The organism is Corynebacterium phocae, assembly GCF_008693075.1.
Taxonomy (GTDB): Bacteria; Actinomycetota; Actinomycetes; order Mycobacteriales; family Mycobacteriaceae; genus Corynebacterium; species Corynebacterium phocae.
This window is the reverse complement of record NZ_VXKJ01000030.1, coordinates 19,959-39,749: the sequence shown is the minus strand read 5'-3', so window position 1 is coordinate 39,749 and position 19,791 is coordinate 19,959. Positions and strand designations below refer to the sequence as shown.

Here is a 19,791-nt window from a genome sequence, read left to right as displayed (position 1 = left end):
CCATATGAAAGGGCTGGCCAGTAATTAACTGTAGGACGGTTACCCGGGCTAGCGGAGATTGCAAACGCAGTTTCGACTCATCGCACGGAGATAACTCTGTTTACTTCTCTTTGAGCGCCTTGCGTACCAACTGCGCAATCCCCTGCTCCGGCTGCTCATCTTCGCTGGGATAGGTGGGAAGTTCACGGTGTTCAGGCTGCTGTTGACGGGGCTGCGCTGGGCGAGGTTTACTGTCTTCCTTATCCCCGTAGTCATCCCCATAGTCATCCCCGTAGTCAATGCTCTGGTTCATGGCGTTGGTAGATAGCAAGGCATCACGCATACCGCCAAAGAGGTCCTGCATACCCTGCGGGTTGGACGGCATGTACATCACGTTGGTACGTGACTTGGAAGCCACGTCCACCATGGCGTCAAGGTACTGGGACACCAGCATGAGGGTTTCTGGATTTTCCTTCACGCCGGCCTGGCGCAGAATCTCGTACTGGGCGGCAATACCTTCCACGATCTCCTTACGCTGCTCAGCCACGCCGCGGCCCTGGAGCTTACGGGCCTCAGCGGCACCCTCGGCTTCCTTGACCACGCGGATTTTCTCAGCCTCAGCCTGCGCGATGGCGGCCTCACGCTCGCGCTGCGCGGCGTTAATGGAGTTCATCGAGTCGCGCACGCGACCATCGGGGCGGATGTCCGTGACCAGGGTGTTGACAAAGTTCCAGCCGTATTCAGCCATGTTGTCACGCAAGGATTCCGCCACGTTGTGCGCAATGGTGTCCTTGGAAGAGAAGGACTCATCCAGGCCCATATTGGCCACGGAGGAACGCACGTTATCTTGCACATAGGCCACAATCTGCTGCTCGTGGTTGCTCAACATGTAGAAGGCCTCACGCTCGCGTCCTTCAACCACCTGGTACTGGACCGCCACCGGGATCTGCACGAACACGTTATCCCGCGTCTTGGTCTCCACCATCACGTCCAGCTGCTGGACTTGGAGGGAGATACGGTCGCGTACGCGGTCCGCGTAGGGCAGCTTAAAGTTTAAGCCCGCATGGGCTACGCGTTGGAACTTACCCAGGCGCTCGATGATGGCGGCCTCCCGGGTGCGCACAATGACAAAGCCATCAAAAATGGTCAAAAGAATAAGGATGCCAACGATGGCAAAAACAATCAGACTTATCAAAGCTCCGGACATATTTGTTCCTTTCTACGAACTCTTAAAACCCAGGTTACACCCTTTTAACTGCTGTTTCTCAGTGGTCATCGGCCAAGCGCAGGAGCTCGCCAAAGATGCCGGCCCCGTCCTCAGCAATGCCGTTGTGCTGGAACTTGTTGGTCACGTGCGGGCGCAAATCTTTGTACGCTGCCGCAGTGTCCATGGACTCCTCGAAGGGCACGAAGATGTCATCCAGGTACACGGCGGCCGCCGCCACGGCGTCCGCCTTCCCAAGAGCTTCGGCGTCGTAAGGCGAGGACTCCCACTCGTGCTCCGCCAAGGCAAAGGCGGCTTCTTTCAGCGGGCGCAGCGCCGGGTCCTCATCGAACTGCCAGGGGTAGATGTGCTCACCGGTCAGCCACGTTCCGGACTCCGCGAAGTCCTCAAATTCCTCGCGGACCCGGTGCGCGGACCAGCCGGTGACCTTTTGCCCGCCCACGGCACCGTAGATGGATTCGTGGATGGCCGCATACAACGGCGCGCCGTAAAAGCTCACGCGCGCGCCCACGTCCGCCAGGAAGTCGGTCCGCAGGCGCTTTTCACCTTTGACCTCGCGAAAAGGATCCTCGAGTAGATAGGCAAGCGTGTCAAAGCCGGTGCCGCGCCCCAGCTCAATGCCCACGGTACGGAAACGCCGGGAGCTCAGCCGCTCCCCCGTAGGTAGTAGCTCCTCCGCGTTATCCAGGTGGTGAATGATCTCCTCCACCCGGCCCTTAGCCCAGGGGATTTCCCGGTAGAACTTCTCCTGCCGGGCGTGCAGCGCACGGTAGGTAGAACGGTAGAGCTCATCCGCCCCCTTGTCCAGCGTGGGCAGCCCACCGGTGAAATACGCGCGCTCCACCGACTCCGGGAATAAAGACAGGTAGGAGGTGATGCAGAACCCGCCGAAGCTCTGGCCAAACATACTCCATTTGTCCTCCCCCAGGTGCTCGCGCAGCCGCTCCGCGTCGCGGGCAATGTTGTCCTGGCGCAGGAACTTCAGCTTCTCCAGATCCGCTGCGGGGCTGGCGGAGTCAATCCGGTGCGAACGCCCCGTACCGCGCTGGTCCAGCAAGATGAGGCGGTAGCGCTCCAAAGCCTTGCCCAGCAACCCCGGCGTGCCCACCGGCCGCGGCGCCGGGAACCCCGGGCCGCCCTGGAAGTACACCAGCGCGGGCTTGTCCTCCCCGCCCGGCGCGATAACCTCCCGGGCGAACAGCTCAAAAGTCTCCCCCGGGTTGTCGTAATCCCAGGGGACGCTGATGGTGTGCTCTTTGATGGTATGTCCAAAACGTTTCACGGATTCAACAGTCATGGTGGCCATTCTAGCGAGCTACCTTTTCGGTGGTAAGGGCCTCCCACCGGGGTGGTAATCTTAGGAAAAACTACCCAGCACAGAACGGGTTTTAATTCAGAGCTTCGAAGGAGGTACCGGCCATCAACCTGACTAGCACGCGGCTTGCCCACGGTGCCTCCGTGCCGCAGACGGTCTTTGTCAAGGACTTCCCGCCGGCGAAAACCGTACAGCCCTTTCCCATGCAGGGAAGCAAACGCCGGCAGGCCCCGATTATCGAACGGCTCTTCCCCACCCGCGTTAGCGAAGTCATCGAACCCTTCTGCGGAAGCGCTGCCGTCTCTCTCCACCTTCTGGCCTCCGGATTTTCCGGGCCAGTTCACATTAATGACAAGAACGGGGATATCGCGGCCTTGTGGGAGAAAATCATCTCACACCCGGAAGAGTTGGCCGCCGAATACAAGGACATTTGGCTCGCCCAGTTCACGGGGGATTACGGAGAGTTGTCCCCGCGCGAATACTTTAGCCTGGTAAGAAGCCGTTTCAACGCCGCTGGGGAACGCCGCCCAGCCGATTTCTTGTTCATCCTCAACCGGATTGTCAAAGCCTCGTTGCGCTACAACCAAAAAGGTGAGGTAAACCAGTCCGCAGACGGGCGCAGGCGCGGTGCCCGCCCGGACGCAACCGCGCAGCGCATCATGGAATCCAGCCGCTTAATGCAGCGCGCTCAGGTGACGTCCCTGGACTGGCTCGACTGTGTGGCGGGGGCGGACGCCAGCGCCTTCATCTACCTCGATCCCCCTTATCAGGGGACCACGGACACGGCGGACAAGCGCTACATCGAGGGATTAGCTTATGAGTCCTTCCGCGAGGGTGTCCACCAGCTAATCCGTGCGGGCGCGTCCGCCCTCATCTCCTACGACGCAGTTCAGGGCCCCGTTTCCTACGGGACTCCCCTGCACCACGACCTTGACCTCTTACCCATCGACGTGGTCACCGGTGTCAGCTCCCAAGCCACGCTGCTGGGCCGAATGCAGCAGGCCCACGAAACCCTGTACCTCACACCCGCGTTAGTGGATAGACTAGGCGGGCAAGAATCAGTCAGCAGTAAATTCGCGCCGGAAAATCTGGCGGTACCTGCCTAAGAATATGAGCAACAGCCGCTGCGGCGCAGGCTTCGGAGCCCCGTTGACGTCCGGCTCCCCCCCGGTAGGCTCTGAAAACACACAAACCCTACCCACAGCACAGGAGGAAAACCGATGGCTCACCAAAATCCACGCTGGACTCCAGTCCCGTTCTCAACCGCCTGGGTAGGTCATTTAATGACCGGGGCTATCACCGGCGCAGGGATTTTCGTTGCGCTTGCTGTGCTTCTTCTGGTGCTTGCCAAAGAGATCGCTCCGGCGGCCACGCTGTCGACACTCGTGGCCATAGCGTTCATCGGCTGGCTTGCTGCGGAGACACTGTCCACCACGTTGGACCAGTGGCAGTCAAAGGTGCACCAGCACCCCAGCCCCGGCGGGCTGACGGTGGCTGGTGGCAGGGTGGTAATACTAGCGGCGACCTACGGGGTCGCGGGGATGGCGCTGCTGCCAACGGGCGCGGCGGCCCTTGCCTGCGCGGCCGTTGCCGGGGTGGCGGCCCTGATAGAGGTTGTGGCGCTCAAGTCCTGGCAGCCAGGCATGGACACCACCGAAGTCCGGGACGCGTGGAGCGAAACCAAGCAGATGACCGAAAGACTAGCGCGCGAAGGCTAACACGTCCCTCCCCCGGGAGAACCGAAGATACGCTCGGACTCATACTGGTCAATCACCACCGCAAAAAAATCCCGACTCCTTAAAGAGCCGGGATTTAAAGTTAGAAGAACTGGCTAAGCAGACGCTTCAGTTCGCGATCAATGCTCCCCAATCCAGGAATCAAGCTATGGAACATTCCCAGCACCGCCAGCGGAATGGCCACAATCACTGGAAGGATCCACCAGACATTATCGGTAGAACTTCCAGTTGCTGAGCCATCCTCCTTAGCCGGCACTCCCGACGGATTCGGCTGCGGCAAGACCTGGCTTGTACCGTCAGTGTATTTGAGAACCCACTGGCCATCATCACCAAGGCTCACGGAAGCAATCCCACGCCCGTCTGCACCAGTCTGACCTCCAGCACCCTTGATATCACCCAAGTTGATCGCGGTGCCATCGCTAAACTTGAGAACCAGCTCTCCTTTTTCATTGATTTGAGCGGATTCAATACCCCGGCCGTCAGCACCATCTTGACCGTCTTGGCCATCTGTACCGTTCTGGCCGTTGGTACCGTTCTGACCATCAGCACCGTCCACACCGTCTCGACCGTCTGCACCATCCTCGCCATCCCGGCCATCCTGGCCATTCGTGCCGTCTTGGCCCTTGATGTTCCCAAGACTGCGATACTCGGTGTCACCGGTAAACAAGATTTCGAGTTCACCCGCGCCGTTGACCCGGATATCTTGAATACCGCGACCGTCTTTACCGTCCGCGCCATCCTGGCCATCCGCACCGTCCTGGCCGTCCGCGCCGTCCGCGCCGTCCTGGCCGTCCGCACCGTCCTGGCCGTCCGCGCCATCCTGGCCATCGGCACCGTCCACGCCATCTTTGCCGTCTTTACCGTCCTTGCCATCGGCACCATCCTGGCCGTCTTCTCCGACAACCTTTCCAAGGTCCGTAGAGCTGCCGTTCGTGTAGTAAACCACCAAGTGACCCTCTGGGTCAGTAATAGCGAAGTGATCAATTACAAGAGGGGCGTCGGCAGCGTTGACCGTAAGGATGGAAACGTCGCGGGACTGGGGTGTACCGGAATTTTGGACAATGTTGATGCTAAGCTGCTCTCCTTCTGGAGCCACATCAAGCACCTTGAAATGGAACTCGCCATTTTTGTAGCCCAGCGGCTGAATACTCACGCTTGCGGGATCAACACTGTAAGAAAGGCCATCAATCTGGTCAATGGGGGTGTAATCCGCCGAGCCCAGCGACGGATCCAGCGCATCAATAACCTCCTGCGGAATGGCTACAGACACCACCTCGGTTTCCGCAGCGTCCACGGTCTTTTCCACCGGGTGGAACTGCTTTGCATCAAGGTGGAAAGAGACTTTCACCGGATCATGGTCGGAGGCGCGGAACGGGGAGTTGGCATCAAAGAAATTCACCACGTTGTTGTTAAACCGGGTGTATTCAAAAGCAACGGGTTCATCGGCGTTGATATTCCACACCTGGGCTTCTTCCAGATTGTCCACGCCCTCGCCATTAGCCAGGATGTGATCTAAGGTGCCCAACTGGTTTTTGAACAGGTAAGACGTGTCCCCGTTTGCGGGCTTTTTCAGGGTATAGCCGTTGTCTTTAAACACCGCTAGCGGTGTTTCCATGGTGTTGGAATTGAAGTCTCCCATGAGGAATACCGGTTTGTTAGCCCACTCGGATTCACCCGCGACGAAATCGACCACTCCCTGAGCCTGCGCGGCACGCACGTTGGGGTTGTTGGCCTGACCATCCCCGGAACTGGCATCACCGCGCACCACACTGCCTTTAGATTTGAAGTGGTTAACCACGGCTACAAAGTGCTCGGCGTTCTCGTCCGTAACGGACTTGAACTCCTGCCCCATTGGTTCGCGAGCCGTTCCGGTGAAATCGGGGTGGCTGAAAATCTTCGACTCACCCACCGGGGCAAGTTTCCCCGGATTGTAGATAAACGCAGTGCGGATGACGTCGCCCTTAATTGGAATATGAGACGGGGAAGCGACGTAAGCCCAATTGCCCCCGTCTGCATTAAGTGCTTCAACAAGAGTCTTGAGCGCGTTGTCGCGTTTGCTGATGTCCCCCGTAACCGCATACCCATTTTCGATTTCGGTAAGCCCAACAACATCGGCGTTCAACCCATTGATGGCCTTGACAATTTTTCCCTGCTGCCGAGCCAACGACGCGGCAGTCCAGGCACCGCGAGTTTTACCCTTCTTGACGGTGAGCGGATTGCCCTCGCGGTCATCGTAAGAGGTGGAACCGTAAACCTCACCAAGAGAAGTGAAGTAGTTGAGAACGTTAAAGGTTGCCATGGTGTAGTCACCGTCAACAGTCAGCGCGTCAAGCGCAGCCTGACGGGAGACTTCCCACGTGATGGGAAGGACTTCGGCCGTGGTTTCACCAGTAATGGGAAGCTGAGGTTGAAGCGCCCAATCGCCATAAGCGAAGTCAACCACCACGGGGTGCTGGAACCGAACAGCATCCGCGATACGAAGAGGTTTGATGGTCTGAGAGTTCGCCCAATCCTGCGCAAGATAAGGCACCGGGATATTGCTGTCCTTACCCGCATAGTCGCTCGACCGACCATCATCGAGAACGACCAGACGGGCTTCATTGCGGGCGGCCAGCTGCTGAGTCTCAGAAGTGGGATCGGCTGAAGGCGGGAATATTTCGGTGGGCTGATACAGCGGCTCGGTACCACCATTAAGGCCAATCCTGCCAAAATTGTGCAGGTGGTAATGATCAGCCACCGCGTGCGGCCCAGTGAGCTTAATAAGCATGGATTCATACGGCTCACGTGCTTCATCGCCATCAGGAAGTTCAAGTAGCTCGACGGGTTCTACCGGCGCAATCTGCTCAATTTCCGTGAACTTTGACGCAGTAAGCCGCGTCAGACCGTACTTCTCAGACACCACACCTGTTACCTGCACCGTCTTCCCAAGCTGAGGATAGTCCCCACCAGAAGGAACAAAGATGAAAATGCCGTGCGAAGCCTCACCAGGATTCTGCGCGCTCCCACTACCAGGGGTTTGAATGGTGTAGCCCTGGCGACCACCCTCCTCCCAGACTCCAGTAACAACGCCCAAGGTGGTTACGGTCTGATCCTTCAGTGGAGAGGTTGCGCCCGGGCCTTGAATCTCAGCAATCGTTGTAGTTCCCGCAGTGGGGTTGCAGTTAGCCCGGCCCGCGGAATTTTCCGGTCTAGGAGCACCTGCCTGGAAATCGGCGGAGTTGTCATCAGTATCTGCTGTCCGTGAGATGGAATCGCTGTTGCTGTGGCCACGAGCTGCAGCTGTCTCGACCTTAAATGGGCCCGAGCCGTAGCCCACGACGTCGATGTCACCGCTGGCGTCTTTCAGCACAATGGACCCGGTGGAGCTGGACATGGAAAATATGTCACTAGCGTCCACGTCCGCTTCTGGAAGATCCTGAGCCGGAGTGCGACCGGCAGCGCCCTTGACTAGGAAATAGCCACCGGCTGGCACCTCGCAAGTGGCAAAAGTATAAGGTTTTTCAGCACCCGATTTTGACAGGTAAGACAGCGTCTTGCCCTCAAGTGATATTGGCGCGGAGGTTGGGTTATATAACTCGATAAAATCATTCGAGTAGGTAGCGCCGGAATTACCGCCGCCACCGTGAACTTCACTGATAACCAAGTTGTCACCAGCCGGGGAGGCAGAGGCAGAAGGAACGGCAACGAGAGAAGAAAGCAGCGCAGCGATAGCAACCGCGCCAAAGCGTTTGTTGTTCATGGAGAGATCCTTGAGTGGGGGAAGTGGAACACTAAGAAGTTAACGCCTTTTAGCTGTGCCCGTAACCCTAAATGGACGTATCCCCAGGGATCGCTTTAAGAGTTCACCTATGTTTTAGTTCTGCTTAACTCCCAGCTCACCCCCTGCTCAAGGTAGTCAACACTGCTTGGCAGTAACAGCGTTTGGCCGGCCCACTCCACCGGCAACGGCTATCGTTGTCCCCCAATCCGCCACAGCACCGGGCTTTATCTGCGCAACCGAAAAGAGCCTCACGCAGGAAAACCGGGCTGGGTTCTCACATCTTCCAAGCTGATGCATTCACCTGCGAATGCGCCAAGGTGTTGTACCTGGGCGCACCGGCGGCTTCGTTGGTTGGCAGCTTTCGTTGGTTGGCGGCTTCGGTGCGCCGCTTCCTTAGTAGACGGTGAAGCCGGCCTCACGGAAGGTGTTGCGCACGCGCTCCACGTCCTCGGGCGCTGGTGGCTTGGTATCCTCCAGCGTGTACTCCAAGTCCAGCTCCTCCCACTTGTCTTTGCCCATGTTGTGGAAAGGTAGTACCTCAATGCGCTCGACGCTGGACTTCCAGCGCGAGACAATTTTCAGGACTTTTTCTACGTTATCCAGGGAGTCGGTCAGGTCCGGGACCATCACAAAGCGCACCCAGATGCGCTTGCCCAGCTTGGTGAGACGATCACCGAAGTCAATGGTGGGCTGCAGCTCGCGCGCGGTGACGCGTTTGTAGGTTTCCGCATCCCCGGATTTCACATCCAACAAGAAGAGATCAATGTTGGCTATGTCCTCGTCCTTGAGCCGCGCGCCCAGGTACCCGGAGGTGTCTACGGCGGTGTGGATGCCGGCGTCGTGGACTTCCTTGAGCACGCGCCGGGTAAAGGGCAACTGGAACAGTGGCTCACCGCCGGAGATGGTCAACCCGCCGCCGGAGGCGTTGAACACCGGCTTATAACGTTTGATGCGCTTTACCACGTCCTCCACGGTCTCCAGCGTGCCGGTCTTCATCTCCATGGTGTCCGGGTTATGGCAATAGGCACAACGTAGCGGACAGCCAGATAAAAACATGGTCATGCGCGTACCGGGGCCGTCCACGGCCGTGACCAGCTCCCAGGAGTGCACCAGGCCGACATCGCCCTTGCGGCGGGCCTCCATCAGCTCCGGGCGGGACATGAGATCAAGGTTGTTATCAGTGCCCAGGCCGGCCGCCGCGCCGCGAATCCGCTCGCCTACCTCGGGGGAAAGCTTGACTACGCCAGTTACGCCATCTGCCATGAATTATTGCCTTTACAAGTCTGTGAAATGAAGCTACCGCCACCAGGTATTCCCCGGTGGCGGCGGCACAGGGGTCGAGTGTTAAGAACCCTGGTGGAAGGTCCGGGAAATCACGTCCAGCTGCTGTTCTTTGGTCAGCTTGACAAAGTTCACTGCGTAGCCGGAGACGCGAACAGTCAGGTTGGGGTACTTCTCTGGGTGCTCAACGGCGTCCTCCAGGGTGGCCTTGTCCAGCACGTTGATGTTGGCGTGGTAGAGGCCGGAGTTCATGTTGTGCTCGTCGCGCTTTGCTTTCATATTGGCCAAGCGCTCTTCGAAGGTATGGGTTGCCATGTGGGGAATTCTCCTTTGTAGTTGGGGTTGGTTGGGGTTGGGGTCGGGTTAGGGAAAATCTACTGTTCCATGATGAAGCCGGCATCGAGGACGCCCACCAGGTTGGTGATGCGCTCCTCGGGCGTGCGGCCCAGGCCGGACGGGGTGATCGTGTTGGTCAGCGAGATGCCATCCAGCGCGTCGTTGTAATCCAGCTTGCCCACCGACAGCATGGAAGCCACCATGCCGTGGGAATCGGAACCGTTTTCCGGGTTGGCACCGGGCGCAAACGGGGTGCCGGCCTTGTGGCCCGAAGGGAAGGAACCGGTGGCCTTGCCATAGACCACGTTCGAGGTAATGGTCAGCACGGACTGGGTAGGGATGTCGCTGACTGGAACGTTTTAAATGTCGCTTGACATCTTGCCAAACACCTTCAGCGCCTCACGGCGCTGCTTATCAGTGCAAATAATCTTTCCGGGCAAAATCCCCCAAGGTTTTGCCCGCATTCCCTTTTCTTAACGCGTTGCTCTGCTTGCAGCGTTCCCCACGGAAGCGGCTCCATACCCGGAAAACCCAGTTCCCTAGGAGCAAGCCTGGCGGCTTCCTTTCCCCTGCGATGGGCTCATCCACGCTGTAGAATGCCACACGACGGTAGCCACCATTAATATAACCGCGTCCCCTAACATCCGCCCGACCCAGTGATGAAGTGCTAAGAACGCACCTTGCGGGCAGGTGAGGCGTATTCGAATATTTGTACCAATATCTGCGCGGTAATGTCTACCCCACCGCATAAATTTTTCCACGCAACGATTTTTTGCCGCAGGCAGCCCAATTCTTGCTATCTCCTCTTGGTGTTCACCGCTCTGGTTTCCACCTTCGCCCGCACCGTGGTCCCAACCACGGTCCTTATCACAGGAAAGAAAACCAATGACCAACCCATATCAACCCGACTCTCACCCCGGTACCCCAACCGGCGCCCCTGCCGTCCCCGTAGAGCCAACTAAAAAGAAAGGAGGCTGCCTGAAGTGGGGTCTCATCGCCGTCGGAATCATATTCGCGCTACTAGTCTTAGGCGCAATCTTCAGCGACGATGAACCTGCAGAGTCACCCAACGCTACACTTTCGTCCACCGCCACTGACTCATCCACGCTAGAGGAAGATCCCGGCGCTACTGCCGGTTCCCCAGATGAGGACGAACCCAAAGCACCTGTGGACCAGGACTCTGACGCGGAAGGCCAATCCAAAGATAACGCCGAAGCTGACGCGGGCAACGACGCAAACGTGCCCACGGAATTCAAGTCCGCGTTGAAAAAGGCCACCACGTATTCAGAGTTGATGCACATGTCCAAGTTAGGTCTCTACGACCAGCTGACCTCCGAATACGGTGAGCAGTTTAGCCCCGAGGCCGCTCAGTACGCTGTGGACAACGTCAAAGCCAACTGGAACGAAAACGCCCTCAAGAAAGCTGAAACCTACAGTGAGGAAATGCACATGTCGAAGTTGGGTGTCTTTGACCAGCTCACCTCCGAATACGGTGAGCAGTTCACCGTCGAGCAAGCTCAGTACGCCGTGGATAATCTCCGCACCGACTGGAAGCAGAATGCGCTAGAAAAGGCGCGGTCCTACCAAAACGACATGGCCATGTCCCCTGCCGCCGTATACGAACAGCTGGTCAGCGAATATGGTGAGCAGTTCACCGCAGAAGAAGCCCAATTTGCGGTAGACAACCTCTAGTACGCCGCGAACATCCCGCTCCGCCCTCCTACGCCTAACCCCTTACCCGCCCCCAGGAAGCTGAGGCTAGTGGGTTAGCGGGGCTAGGCAGCGCACCCTACGCCGAACAAAGTGCGGGCAAAAGAAAAATCTCTCCAGCTATAAGCTGAAGAGATTTTCACACGTTGTGCGCCCGGAGAGACTTGAACTCTCACGTCCTTCGGACACTAGAACCTAAATCTAGCGCGTCTGCCAATTCCGCCACGGGCGCATGTCTTTGATGAAGTTGCGTGCCGCTTGTCGGGTAAACCACTAAAGGTGACCTTTTCAAGCAACGAAGAATCATCTTAGCAACAGCTCGGGCAAAACAGTAAACCGCCAGGCACTTACACTTTTTAAGCGCTACGCAGTAGGCTGGGAAACGTGGAAACCCCAAAGACTCCAAAGCAGCGGCGCAGTCTCAAAGTTCGGTGGTGGCACGTGGTGCTCATCGCCGTTTTGGTCGTGTGCTTCCTGGGCTTGGCCTATTGGCAGTGGACACGTTTCCAGTCCGGCACTGGCTCTTTCCAGAACCTGGGCTACGCCCTGCAATGGCCACTGTTTGCCGTCTTTGTGGTCTACGCCTACCGGGCGGCCCTGAAATACGAAAACCAACGCATTGAGGCAGAAAACCAGGCCATTGCAGAGGGCCGGCTGGACTTTGAGTATGAAACGGTTCGCGCCACGCGGATCGATGAGAGTTTCCTTCCGGAACGCCCTCATGTGAATGTAGAAGAATTCAACGCACGCAACGTTCAGCGTCGCCGTAAACCAGAAAGTGATGACAACAATGACTGATCCCTCCGTCCCCTCCGTCAACGCGTCAACCAGCAACCCGCTTCCTAGCCACGTCCACCCGGACCGCCAGTCCCGCGTGGCCAGCGCCCTTAGCCTCTTTTCCGTCATGGCGTGGATTACCGGCATGTTCCTCATCGCGCTAGTAGTACGCATGGTGTGCCAATACGTGCTGAACATGGAAATCCCGGACTGGGCAAAATACATAGCCATTGTGCACGGGTGGGTCTACATTGCCTACGTAGCCTCCGTGATGAACCTAGGCATGAAGGCCCTCTGGCCCTTTGGCAAAATTATCCTCACCGCCCTGGCCGGCGTGGTGCCGTTTTTCTCCTTCTTCATGGAATCCAAGCGCCGCCGCGAGGTACAGCGGGAGTTCGCGCTGCTCTAGCTGGTAAGATTCCACAACACTGGGCACCCCGTCTACAAAAAGGCAGGGTGCCCAGTGCTATGCCACGGGCCGGAACTGGCCGGGCAGCGGTAGAAGGTTGGCCGGTTGAGAGCTAGGCCGGGCAAGCCCCTGCCAGCGCGGCAATAACGGGAATTAGCTGGCTAAGGGCCCGGCCGCGGTGGGAAACCGCGTTCTTTTCAGCAGGTGACATCTGGGCGGAAGACCGGTCCTCCCCCTCCGGCTGGAACAGCGGGTCATAGCCAAAGCCATTTTCCCCCTGCGGCTCGCGTAGCAGAGTGCCCGGCCAACGGCCCTCTACCACGTGTTCTTGCCCGTCCGGGGTAACAAGTGCGCACACGGAGACAAAAGCGGCCGCGCGGCGGTCAGCGGGAACGTGCTCCATCTGGGCTAGCAACAACTCATTATTGGCCGCGTCATCACCGTGGCGGCCGGACCAGCGCGCGGATAACACTCCCGGCATGCCGCCTAGTTCTGCAACCGCTAAACCGGAGTCATCGGCCACCGTGGGCAAACCGGTGTTTTTCACACCGGCGCGGGCTTTGATAAGGGCGTTATCGGCGAAGGTGCGGCCATCTTCAATGGGCTCCTCATAAGCCGGGGCGTCTTTGAGAGCCACCAGCTCCACGCCGCTTATCCCAGCGTCATGCAAGATGCGTTCTAACTCAGCTAGTTTCTTCGCGTTATTGGAAGCGACCAGAAGTTTCATCTCTACCAGCCCAAGGCGGCTTTCTGAGCGGCAATAAGCTGGTGGCAGCCCTTCTCCGCGACGTCCAACATAGCGTTGAGCTCATCACGGTCAAAGAGGCCTTCCTCACCGGTGCCCTGGATTTCCACGAACTTGCCGGACTCTGCCATGACCACGTTGAGATCTACCTCCGCGCGGGAGTCCTCCTCATAGGGAAGATCCAAGCTCACGCGGCCGTCCACTATGCCCACAGAGATAGCCGCAATGGGCTCTAGCAACGGGCGGCCGGGCACCACGCCTTCATTTTCCAGGAAAGAGATGGCGTCCGCCAAGGCCACGTAGGCGCCGGTGATGGAGGCAGTGCGAGTGCCACCGTCAGCCTGCAACACGTCGCAGTCCAGCTGGATGGTGTTTTCCCCAAGCTCAGAGAGATCCACGGCGGCGCGCAACGAACGCCCTACTAGGCGGGAGATTTCATGCGTGCGGCCCTTGACCTTCCCGCGCATGGATTCGCGCGGCATGCGGTCATGGGTAGCGGCCGGGAGCATGGAGTATTCTGCGGTCAGCCAGCCCTCCCCGGAGTCACGCTTGAAACGGGGCACACCAAACTCCACGGACGCGGTACACATCACGCGGGTGTTGCCAAACTCAACCAAGACCGATCCGGCCGGGTTGGTGGTGAAATTGCGGGTAATTTTGATGGGACGGAGCTCGTCCAGGGCGCGGCCATCCGCGCGAGTGAAATCAGACATATCCCCTAGCCTACCCGAGCCGGGTGGCACCACCCCAAGCACGCAACGGCCTGCATCGACCCGCTGCAGCAGGGTGCGGCAGGATGCGGGGAGGTTGAAGACGGGCAGGGTGCGGGGTTAGCGGAACTCTAGCTGCATGTCCGGGCGGGCTAGGATAATCTCCCCGGCAAATTCCGCTCGGGCGGCGGCTACGGTGGCCTCCGCGTCACCCCAAGGTTGCAAATGGGTCAAAACCAAGGTCTTCACCTCCGCCAGCCGGGCCAGGCGGCCGGCTTCCCCGCCGGACATGTGCATACCGCCGGGTTTGCCGTCGCTGCTTTGTCCCCAGGCGGCCTCGCACAAGAAGTAGTCCGCGTGCTTGACCGCGGGGATAAGATCGGTAGTAAAGGCGGTGTCCCCGGAATAGGCAATAACCTTCCCGGAGCGCGGGTCTTCGAAGCGCAGGGCGTAGGTTTCCACGGGGTGAAAGGCGCGGTAGGGGGTGATGAGCACCTCTCCCAGTTTTTCTGGTTTGCCGTGCTCCCAGGGGCTAAAGATAAAGGTGTCAGCCATATCATCCACGCCATCTACGTCATCGGAAGAAAGCCTGCCCAAGTGCGTGGGTGCGTAGCTGGGCGCAAAGCAGAAGTTGCGTTCCCGCGCCGGGGCATACGGGTGGTAGCGCCGCCACACCAGCAGGGAAGGAAAATCCAGGCAATGGTCCGCGTGAAGGTGGCTAAAAAGCACGTGGGCGTTGACCGGGTCTTGGTATTTCTGCAGCTGGGCCAGGGTTCCAGGCCCCATGTCCACGATGATGGAGGTAGCGTCAGGAAAAGACACCAGGTAGCCGGAGGCGGCGTTGCCCGGCACGGGTACGCTTCCGGAACAACCGAGGATGGTCAACTTCATGCCACCATCGTTGCACGGATGAAGGAAAAATGCCGTAATTTTTCCCAAGTTGCGAGCTAGTAGGTCTTTAAGAGCGAATGTGGTTGAACTCACCCGGGCTGCGGCCCAGGAAGCGCGCGGCTAGTTGTTCAAACTTTTCCCCCTGCCCAGTGGACTCAAAAACCAAGGTGGGCTGGTTGTCCGGGGGCGCAAGCATGTCCGTTTCGGTGAGAATTCGCAATACATCTTTGGCTGTTTCTTCCGCTGAGGACACCAGAGTTACGTTGTCACCTATAGCCAACTGGATAACGCCGGAGAGCAAGGGGTAGTGAGTACACCCCAGGACTAGAGTGTCTACGTCCGCGGCCTGCAAAGGGGCAAGATAGTGCTGTGCCAGCCCCAGGACCTGACGCCCGGAGGTAATCCCCCGTTCCACAAAGGGCACAAAGTCCGGGCAAGCAACCGCATAGGCCTGCACATCCGGGTTGATGGCAAACAAGTCCTGATAAGCGCCGGAGTTGACGGTGCCCTGCGTGCCAATCACCCCCACCTTGCCGTTGCGGGTGGAAGACAGGGCGCGGCGCACGGCAGGCCGGATGACTTCCACCACGGGCACGTCGTAGCGCTCCCGGGCGTCGTGCAGAAAGGCCGCCGTGGCGGTGTTGCATGCTATGACTATCATCTTGCAACCGCGGTCTACTAGCTCATCCGCGATTTTCTCGGAGAGCTGGCGCACCTGCGCAATGGGGCGCGGTCCGTAGGGGCCGTTGGCGGTGTCCCCGATGTAGAAGATTGACTCGTGGGGAAGCTGGTCCATGATGGTGCGCGCCACGGTGAGCCCGCCTACGCCGGAGTCAAAGATCCCAATGGGAGCGGTGTTGTGGTTACCCATAAAGCCTCGGTTTTTCCGGTAGCGCCGGCTGCCCGGTGACGGGGGATCGCTTTAAAGCCCGCACCGGGTCATCGGAAGTAATGGCCATCCCGGCTAGCACGCCGCCAATAGCGCCAAATAAGTGGCCTTGCCAGGAAACCCCCGCGTAGATGGGTAGCACGCCCCAGATCAGCCCGGAGTAGGCAAACCCCAGCGATAGCCCCAGGAAGGTTTGGATGAGTGAGCGGTTGAAAATCCCGCGGACAATGAGGTAGGCCAGCCATCCATAGACCAAGCACGAGGCCCCAATGTGTAAGGTTCCTGGCCCGCCCAGGAGCCAGGTGCCTATGCCCGCCACCAGCGTGACAATGATGGTCACTTCCCAAAAAGCCCGCCGGCCGGATAGCCCCACGAGGAAACAGAAGATGGCACCAGGGATGGAGTTTCCTAACAGGTGTTCAAAGTTGGCGTGGAGCAGCGGGGCCGCGAAGATCCCCCAGATGCCGGAGAAATCCAGCGGCCTGATGCCAAATACCACCAGGTTGCCGCCAAAGATCAGCGTGTTCAGCAGATGGACCGCCCACTCAAGCACCAGATAGGCGGCGGCCAGTGTGCCCCCGGCGCGCAACCGTCCGGAACGGTTGTAGTTAGCGGAAACCCCCTTGTTGAGCGAAGGGTTGGGAGCCACGGAAGGCCAGGACGGCTGGGGGGCCGGCCGGGGCCCGGGCGCAGGCACGTACTGCGAGGAAGGCCTAGGCGCGGGCTGCGAGTAAGGCCGGGGAGGCTTACCAGAAGGAGGGTTAAAGGGGCCAGTCATAATGGGGACTACTTTACTGCAATCTCGCGGAAAGCCGTGGCGCCAATGCCTGCTTCGGCCTGGGTCACGGCGGAGACGATGGCGGTAGCCACCGCCTGGGCGGCGGCCTGCCCCAGCTCCAGCAGTTCCATGGCGTCCACGCCGGTGGGCCTGGAGGCGGAGGAGAGCGCGAAGATGGTGTCCCCGTCCAACGGGGTGTGCGCAGGACGCACCGCGTGGGCAATCCCGTCATGGGCCATCATGGCCAGGCGCTTGGCTTGGGCCTTGGTCACGGGGGCGTCGGTCATAATGGCACCAATAGTGGTGTTGAGCTTGGGGCGCGTACGCTCTTTCAACAACGTGGGGTCCACCCGCTTTTCCGGGGCGGCAAAAAGCTTGCCATCTAGGCCTACTACCTCCCCCACCGGATTGGCCACCACCACCGCACTTATCTGGTATTTCCCTGCCTTAAACTGCGCACGCCCCAGGCCCCCGCGCAGCCGGCCGGCCGTGGCGCCAATACCGGCACCCACGCTGCCCTGCGAGGTGTCATCGGCCGCCATGGCCGCCCGCAACGCCGCAGCGCCGTCCTCCGCAGAGGGGTAACGGGCCTGCCCCACCAGGAGGTCAAAGATCACCGCCGCCGGCACAATGGGCACGCGGGGACCGGGTTTGTCCTCCCCCAGCACGGCAAAGCCGATGTCGTGGCGAGCTAGTTCCCGCATGGCGCCGTCCGCGGCCGCCAGGCCAAAGGCGGAGCCGCCCGATAAGACCACCGCATGGACGCGCTCGACGGTGTTGTGCGGTTCCAACAAATCTGTCTCCCGCGTGCCGGGGCCGCCGCCGCGCACGTCAACGGCGGCCAGCGCCCCCTGCGGCCCGCAATAGATAACGGTTACGCCGGTGTCCGCGAGATCGCAGTGCCCTACCTGAAACATCAGTCAACCAGGGCTTGCAGCAGAGAATCCTGGGCAAAAGCCAGCCATTCCAGCACAGCGTCTTTGTCCGCCATCAGGCCCTCATGCAACGTCTCTGCGGCCGCGATGTAGAGCCGTACGTCGTTAAGGGCGGCGATAACGGCCTGGGCCTCCTGCTCATCGAGGGAGACCTCCACCCCGCCGGTGGGCCCCAGCGCGGTTCCCAGCACTTGCAGGTTGGCCAGCTTAGCGCGGGCAATGTCTTGCTCATGCAAGGAGCGCAGCAGGGAGTTATCCCCCTCAAACTCTTCATCACCTGGTTTCTCAAAATCCGGAAACAGCCGCGCTAGGGACGGGTCCTCCGGGGCATGTTTATGGCCTGCGGCCATGCCCATCATCTCCGCCAGCTCATCTTTGGGCGCGGACTGCGCGCGCTGGATAATGGCCTCACTGACGGTAGCGGTCAGATCCCCAATGACCTCCCGCTCAATGGGTTCAAACCGGGTAACAAACTTCACCGGCCGCATGAGGGACTTCTTTTTCTTCCACGGTTGCATATCTTTTTAACCTGCCTGCTGCATAGTTGCCCACAGGCCTGCCACCTGGAGCTTCTTGACATCTGCCTCAACTTTATCGCGCTCCCCGGTGCTCACGGCAGCCTTTCCTTCCGTATGCACCTGCATCATCAACTCATTGGCGCGCTTCTTGTCATACCCCAAAACGGTCTGAAACACGTAGGAAACATAGGACATGAGGTTGACCGGATCATCCCAGACAATACACATCCAGGGCAGGTTCTCACTGGTGGCAACGTCAATTTCCACGTCTTCGTCTAATTCGGGCGAGGCCATCCCGCAAAACACGGTGCCGGTGTTACCCACTTTTAAAGCCGCACTTTTCATCATGGCTACAGCCTATCGAAAAAAGGGCGGGCAAGGCCACGAAAAAGTTATACGTCTATCTCTTGATACAAACAGGTAGTATCAGTGTGGTGAAATATACGCAATCTTCTGCCATTCCCGAAGGCCGCTCCACTGGCCTCCTCACTGACATGTACGAACTGACCATGTTGCAGGCCGCGATCAAGGACGGAACCGCGCACCGCCAGTGCGCTTTTGAAGTATTCGCCCGGCGCCTGCCAAACGAGCGCCGCTACGGCGTGGTGGCCGGCACCGCCCGCGTCCTGCGCGCTATCAAAGACTTCCACTTCACCCCGGCGCAATTAGAAACCCTGGACTTTCTGGATGAGGACACCATTGACTACCTGCGGGACTACCGCTTCTCCGGCCAGGTGGACGGCTACCGGGAGGGGGAAATCTTCTTCCCCAACTCCCCACTGCTCACTGTGCGCGGAACCTTTGGTGAGTGCGTTATCCTCGAAACCGTCATCTTGAGCATTTTGAACTCCGACTCCGCCGTGGCCTCGGCGGCATCCCGCATGGTGACCGCAGCTGATGGCCGCACCATCATTGAGATGGGCTCCCGGCGCGCCCACGAATACGCGGCGGTCACTGCCGCCCGCGCGGCCTACCTGGCGGGCTTTAACGCCACCTCCAACTTGGAGGCCTCCCACCGCTACGGGATCCCGGCCTCCGGCACCGCCGCCCACGCGTGGACGCTCCTGCACATTGATGAAGAAGGCAAGCCTGATGAGGAAGCTGCCTTCCGCGCCCAGATAGCAGACGCCGGCGTGGACACCACCCTGCTGGTAGACACCTTTGACATCACCAAGGGCGTGGAAACCGCCATCAAGGTGGCCGGCCCCCGGCTAGGTGCCGTCCGCATTGACTCCGGTGACTTAGGCGCGGTGACCCGCCGGGTGCGCAAGCAACTAGATGACTTAGGCGCGCACAACACCCGGATTATCGTGTCTTCTGACTTGGATGAGTTTGCCATTGCCGGCCTGCGCGGTGACCCAGTGGACGGCTACGGCGTGGGCACCTCCGTAGTAACCGGTTCCGGCGCCCCCACCGCCGGCATGGTCTACAAGGTCGTGGAAGTAGACGCCCACCCCGTGGCTAAGCGCTCCTCCTCCAAGAAGTCCATTGGCGGTGCCAAGCGTGCTGTGCGCACGCACCGCTCTACCGGCGTGGCGCTGGAAGAAATTGTCTACCCCTTCAACTCCGCGCAACCAGAGATTCCAGCGCACCTGGGTGTGCGTGAGCTCACCCGGCCCTTCATGCGTGACGGCCAGCTGGTAGAAGATATCCCCACTTTGGAAGAGTCCCGCGAGCACCTTGAGACGGTGCGGCGCACCCTGCCGTGGGAGGGCCTGGCGCTCTCTCGCGGTGAGGTTGCCATCCCCACCCGGTTGGTGGGCTTTTAAAACCGCCGGGAGGTCTGATAAAAACCCG

Annotated in this window: 19 protein-coding genes, 1 tRNA gene and 1 pseudogene; 6 read left to right on the top strand and 15 right to left on the bottom strand. The window is 59.4% G+C overall.

Annotation, left to right across the window (positions count from 1 at the left end):
• Window positions 1-100: 100 nt before the first annotated feature.
• Window positions 101-1,186 (bottom strand): SPFH domain-containing protein, encoded by a 1,086-nt coding sequence (locus F4V58_RS02430; RefSeq protein ID WP_084559654.1) that lies wholly within the window; start codon window positions 1,184-1,186, stop codon window positions 101-103.
• Between the two features lie 58 nt (window positions 1,187-1,244).
• Complete coding sequence (locus tag F4V58_RS02425; RefSeq protein ID WP_075733053.1) at window positions 1,245-2,510, bottom strand: alpha/beta fold hydrolase; 1,266 nt, start codon at window positions 2,508-2,510, stop codon at window positions 1,245-1,247.
• Between the two features lie 212 nt (window positions 2,511-2,722).
• Here F4V58_RS02425 and F4V58_RS02420 point away from each other — a divergent pair, with 212 nt between their 5' ends.
• Window positions 2,723-3,625: a DNA adenine methylase gene (locus F4V58_RS02420; protein WP_150385679.1), complete on the top strand. Its 903-nt coding sequence runs from the start codon at window positions 2,723-2,725 to the stop codon at window positions 3,623-3,625.
• Between the two features lie 177 nt (window positions 3,626-3,802).
• Window positions 3,803-4,237: a hypothetical protein gene (locus F4V58_RS02415; RefSeq protein ID WP_075733049.1), complete on the top strand. Its 435-nt coding sequence runs from the start codon at window positions 3,803-3,805 to the stop codon at window positions 4,235-4,237.
• Window positions 4,238-4,337: 100 nt separating this feature from the next.
• On the opposite strand, the gene F4V58_RS12830 is transcribed toward F4V58_RS02415, so the two are convergent.
• The 4 genes and pseudogenes from F4V58_RS12830 to F4V58_RS12950 form a co-directional block, all read right to left on the bottom strand.
• On the bottom strand, window positions 4,338-7,994 hold the full coding sequence (locus F4V58_RS12830; protein WP_150385678.1) for an ExeM/NucH family extracellular endonuclease: 3,657 nt from the start codon (window positions 7,992-7,994) through the stop codon (window positions 4,338-4,340).
• Between the two features lie 414 nt (window positions 7,995-8,408).
• A complete protein-coding gene (gene pflA, locus F4V58_RS02405) occupies window positions 8,409-9,278 on the bottom strand; it encodes a pyruvate formate-lyase-activating protein (protein ID WP_075733045.1) in 870 nt (289 codons plus the stop codon).
• Between the two features lie 81 nt (window positions 9,279-9,359).
• A complete protein-coding gene (gene grcA2 / locus F4V58_RS12955) occupies window positions 9,360-9,611 on the bottom strand; it encodes an autonomous glycyl radical cofactor GrcA2 (RefSeq protein ID WP_075733043.1) in 252 nt (83 codons plus the stop codon).
• Between the two features lie 59 nt (window positions 9,612-9,670).
• Window positions 9,671-9,973: pseudogene (locus F4V58_RS12950) on the bottom strand (glycine radical domain-containing protein); the annotation flags it as partial.
• Between the two features lie 544 nt (window positions 9,974-10,517).
• On the opposite strand from F4V58_RS12950, the gene F4V58_RS02390 reads away from it, so the two are divergent.
• On the top strand, window positions 10,518-11,324 hold the full coding sequence (locus tag F4V58_RS02390; RefSeq protein WP_075733040.1) for an Ltp family lipoprotein: 807 nt from the start codon (window positions 10,518-10,520) through the stop codon (window positions 11,322-11,324).
• Between the two features lie 167 nt (window positions 11,325-11,491).
• Here the strand turns inward: F4V58_RS02390 and F4V58_RS02385 are convergent.
• Window positions 11,492-11,574 (bottom strand) — tRNA-Leu (locus tag F4V58_RS02385).
• Between the two features lie 152 nt (window positions 11,575-11,726).
• Between F4V58_RS02385 and F4V58_RS02380 the strand changes: the two genes are divergently transcribed.
• Window positions 11,727-12,140, top strand: a complete 414-nt coding sequence (locus F4V58_RS02380; RefSeq protein ID WP_075733038.1) for a hypothetical protein — start codon at window positions 11,727-11,729, stop codon at window positions 12,138-12,140.
• Complete coding sequence (locus F4V58_RS02375; RefSeq protein ID WP_075733036.1) at window positions 12,133-12,528, top strand: DUF3817 domain-containing protein; 396 nt, start codon at window positions 12,133-12,135, stop codon at window positions 12,526-12,528. The genes F4V58_RS02380 and F4V58_RS02375 overlap by 8 nt, the downstream gene beginning before the upstream one ends.
• Before the next feature lie 112 nt (window positions 12,529-12,640).
• Here F4V58_RS02375 and rdgB read toward each other — a convergent pair whose 3' ends face one another.
• From rdgB to clpS, 8 genes are all read right to left on the bottom strand, one after another.
• Complete coding sequence (gene rdgB / locus F4V58_RS02370) at window positions 12,641-13,255, bottom strand: RdgB/HAM1 family non-canonical purine NTP pyrophosphatase (protein ID WP_075733034.1); 615 nt, start codon at window positions 13,253-13,255, stop codon at window positions 12,641-12,643.
• Between the two features lie 2 nt (window positions 13,256-13,257).
• On the bottom strand, window positions 13,258-13,986 hold the full coding sequence (gene rph / locus F4V58_RS02365; protein WP_075733032.1) for a ribonuclease PH: 729 nt from the start codon (window positions 13,984-13,986) through the stop codon (window positions 13,258-13,260).
• A 117-nt stretch (window positions 13,987-14,103) separates the two neighbouring features.
• The gene (locus F4V58_RS02360) at window positions 14,104-14,874 is read right to left on the bottom strand and encodes an MBL fold metallo-hydrolase (protein ID WP_075733030.1); all 771 of its coding nucleotides are present in this window, start codon (window positions 14,872-14,874) and stop codon (window positions 14,104-14,106) included.
• Window positions 14,875-14,941: 67 nt separating this feature from the next.
• Entirely contained in the window at window positions 14,942-15,745 is an 804-nt protein-coding gene (gene murI / locus F4V58_RS02355; protein WP_075733028.1) for a glutamate racemase, read from the bottom strand.
• Entirely contained in the window at window positions 15,738-16,541 is an 804-nt protein-coding gene (locus tag F4V58_RS02350; protein WP_084559652.1) for a rhomboid family intramembrane serine protease, read from the bottom strand. Before F4V58_RS02350 ends, murI begins: the two co-directional genes overlap by 8 nt.
• Before the next feature lie 8 nt (window positions 16,542-16,549).
• Window positions 16,550-17,458 carry a P1 family peptidase gene (locus F4V58_RS02345; protein WP_075733024.1) on the bottom strand — a complete coding sequence of 303 codons (909 nt, stop codon included), beginning with the start codon at window positions 17,456-17,458 and terminating at the stop codon, window positions 16,550-16,552.
• Window positions 17,458-17,994 (bottom strand): DUF2017 domain-containing protein, encoded by a 537-nt coding sequence (locus tag F4V58_RS02340; RefSeq protein ID WP_075733022.1) that lies wholly within the window; start codon window positions 17,992-17,994, stop codon window positions 17,458-17,460. The genes F4V58_RS02345 and F4V58_RS02340 overlap by 1 nt, the downstream gene beginning before the upstream one ends.
• A 6-nt stretch (window positions 17,995-18,000) precedes the next feature.
• Window positions 18,001-18,288 (bottom strand): ATP-dependent Clp protease adapter ClpS, encoded by a 288-nt coding sequence (gene clpS / locus F4V58_RS02335; RefSeq protein ID WP_075736412.1) that lies wholly within the window; start codon window positions 18,286-18,288, stop codon window positions 18,001-18,003.
• A gap of 140 nt (window positions 18,289-18,428) precedes the next feature.
• Here clpS and F4V58_RS02330 point away from each other — a divergent pair, with 140 nt between their 5' ends.
• Window positions 18,429-19,763, top strand: coding sequence for a nicotinate phosphoribosyltransferase (locus F4V58_RS02330; RefSeq protein ID WP_281247309.1), 1,335 nt, complete (start codon window positions 18,429-18,431; stop codon window positions 19,761-19,763).
• The last annotated feature ends 28 nt before the right edge of the window (window positions 19,764-19,791 follow it).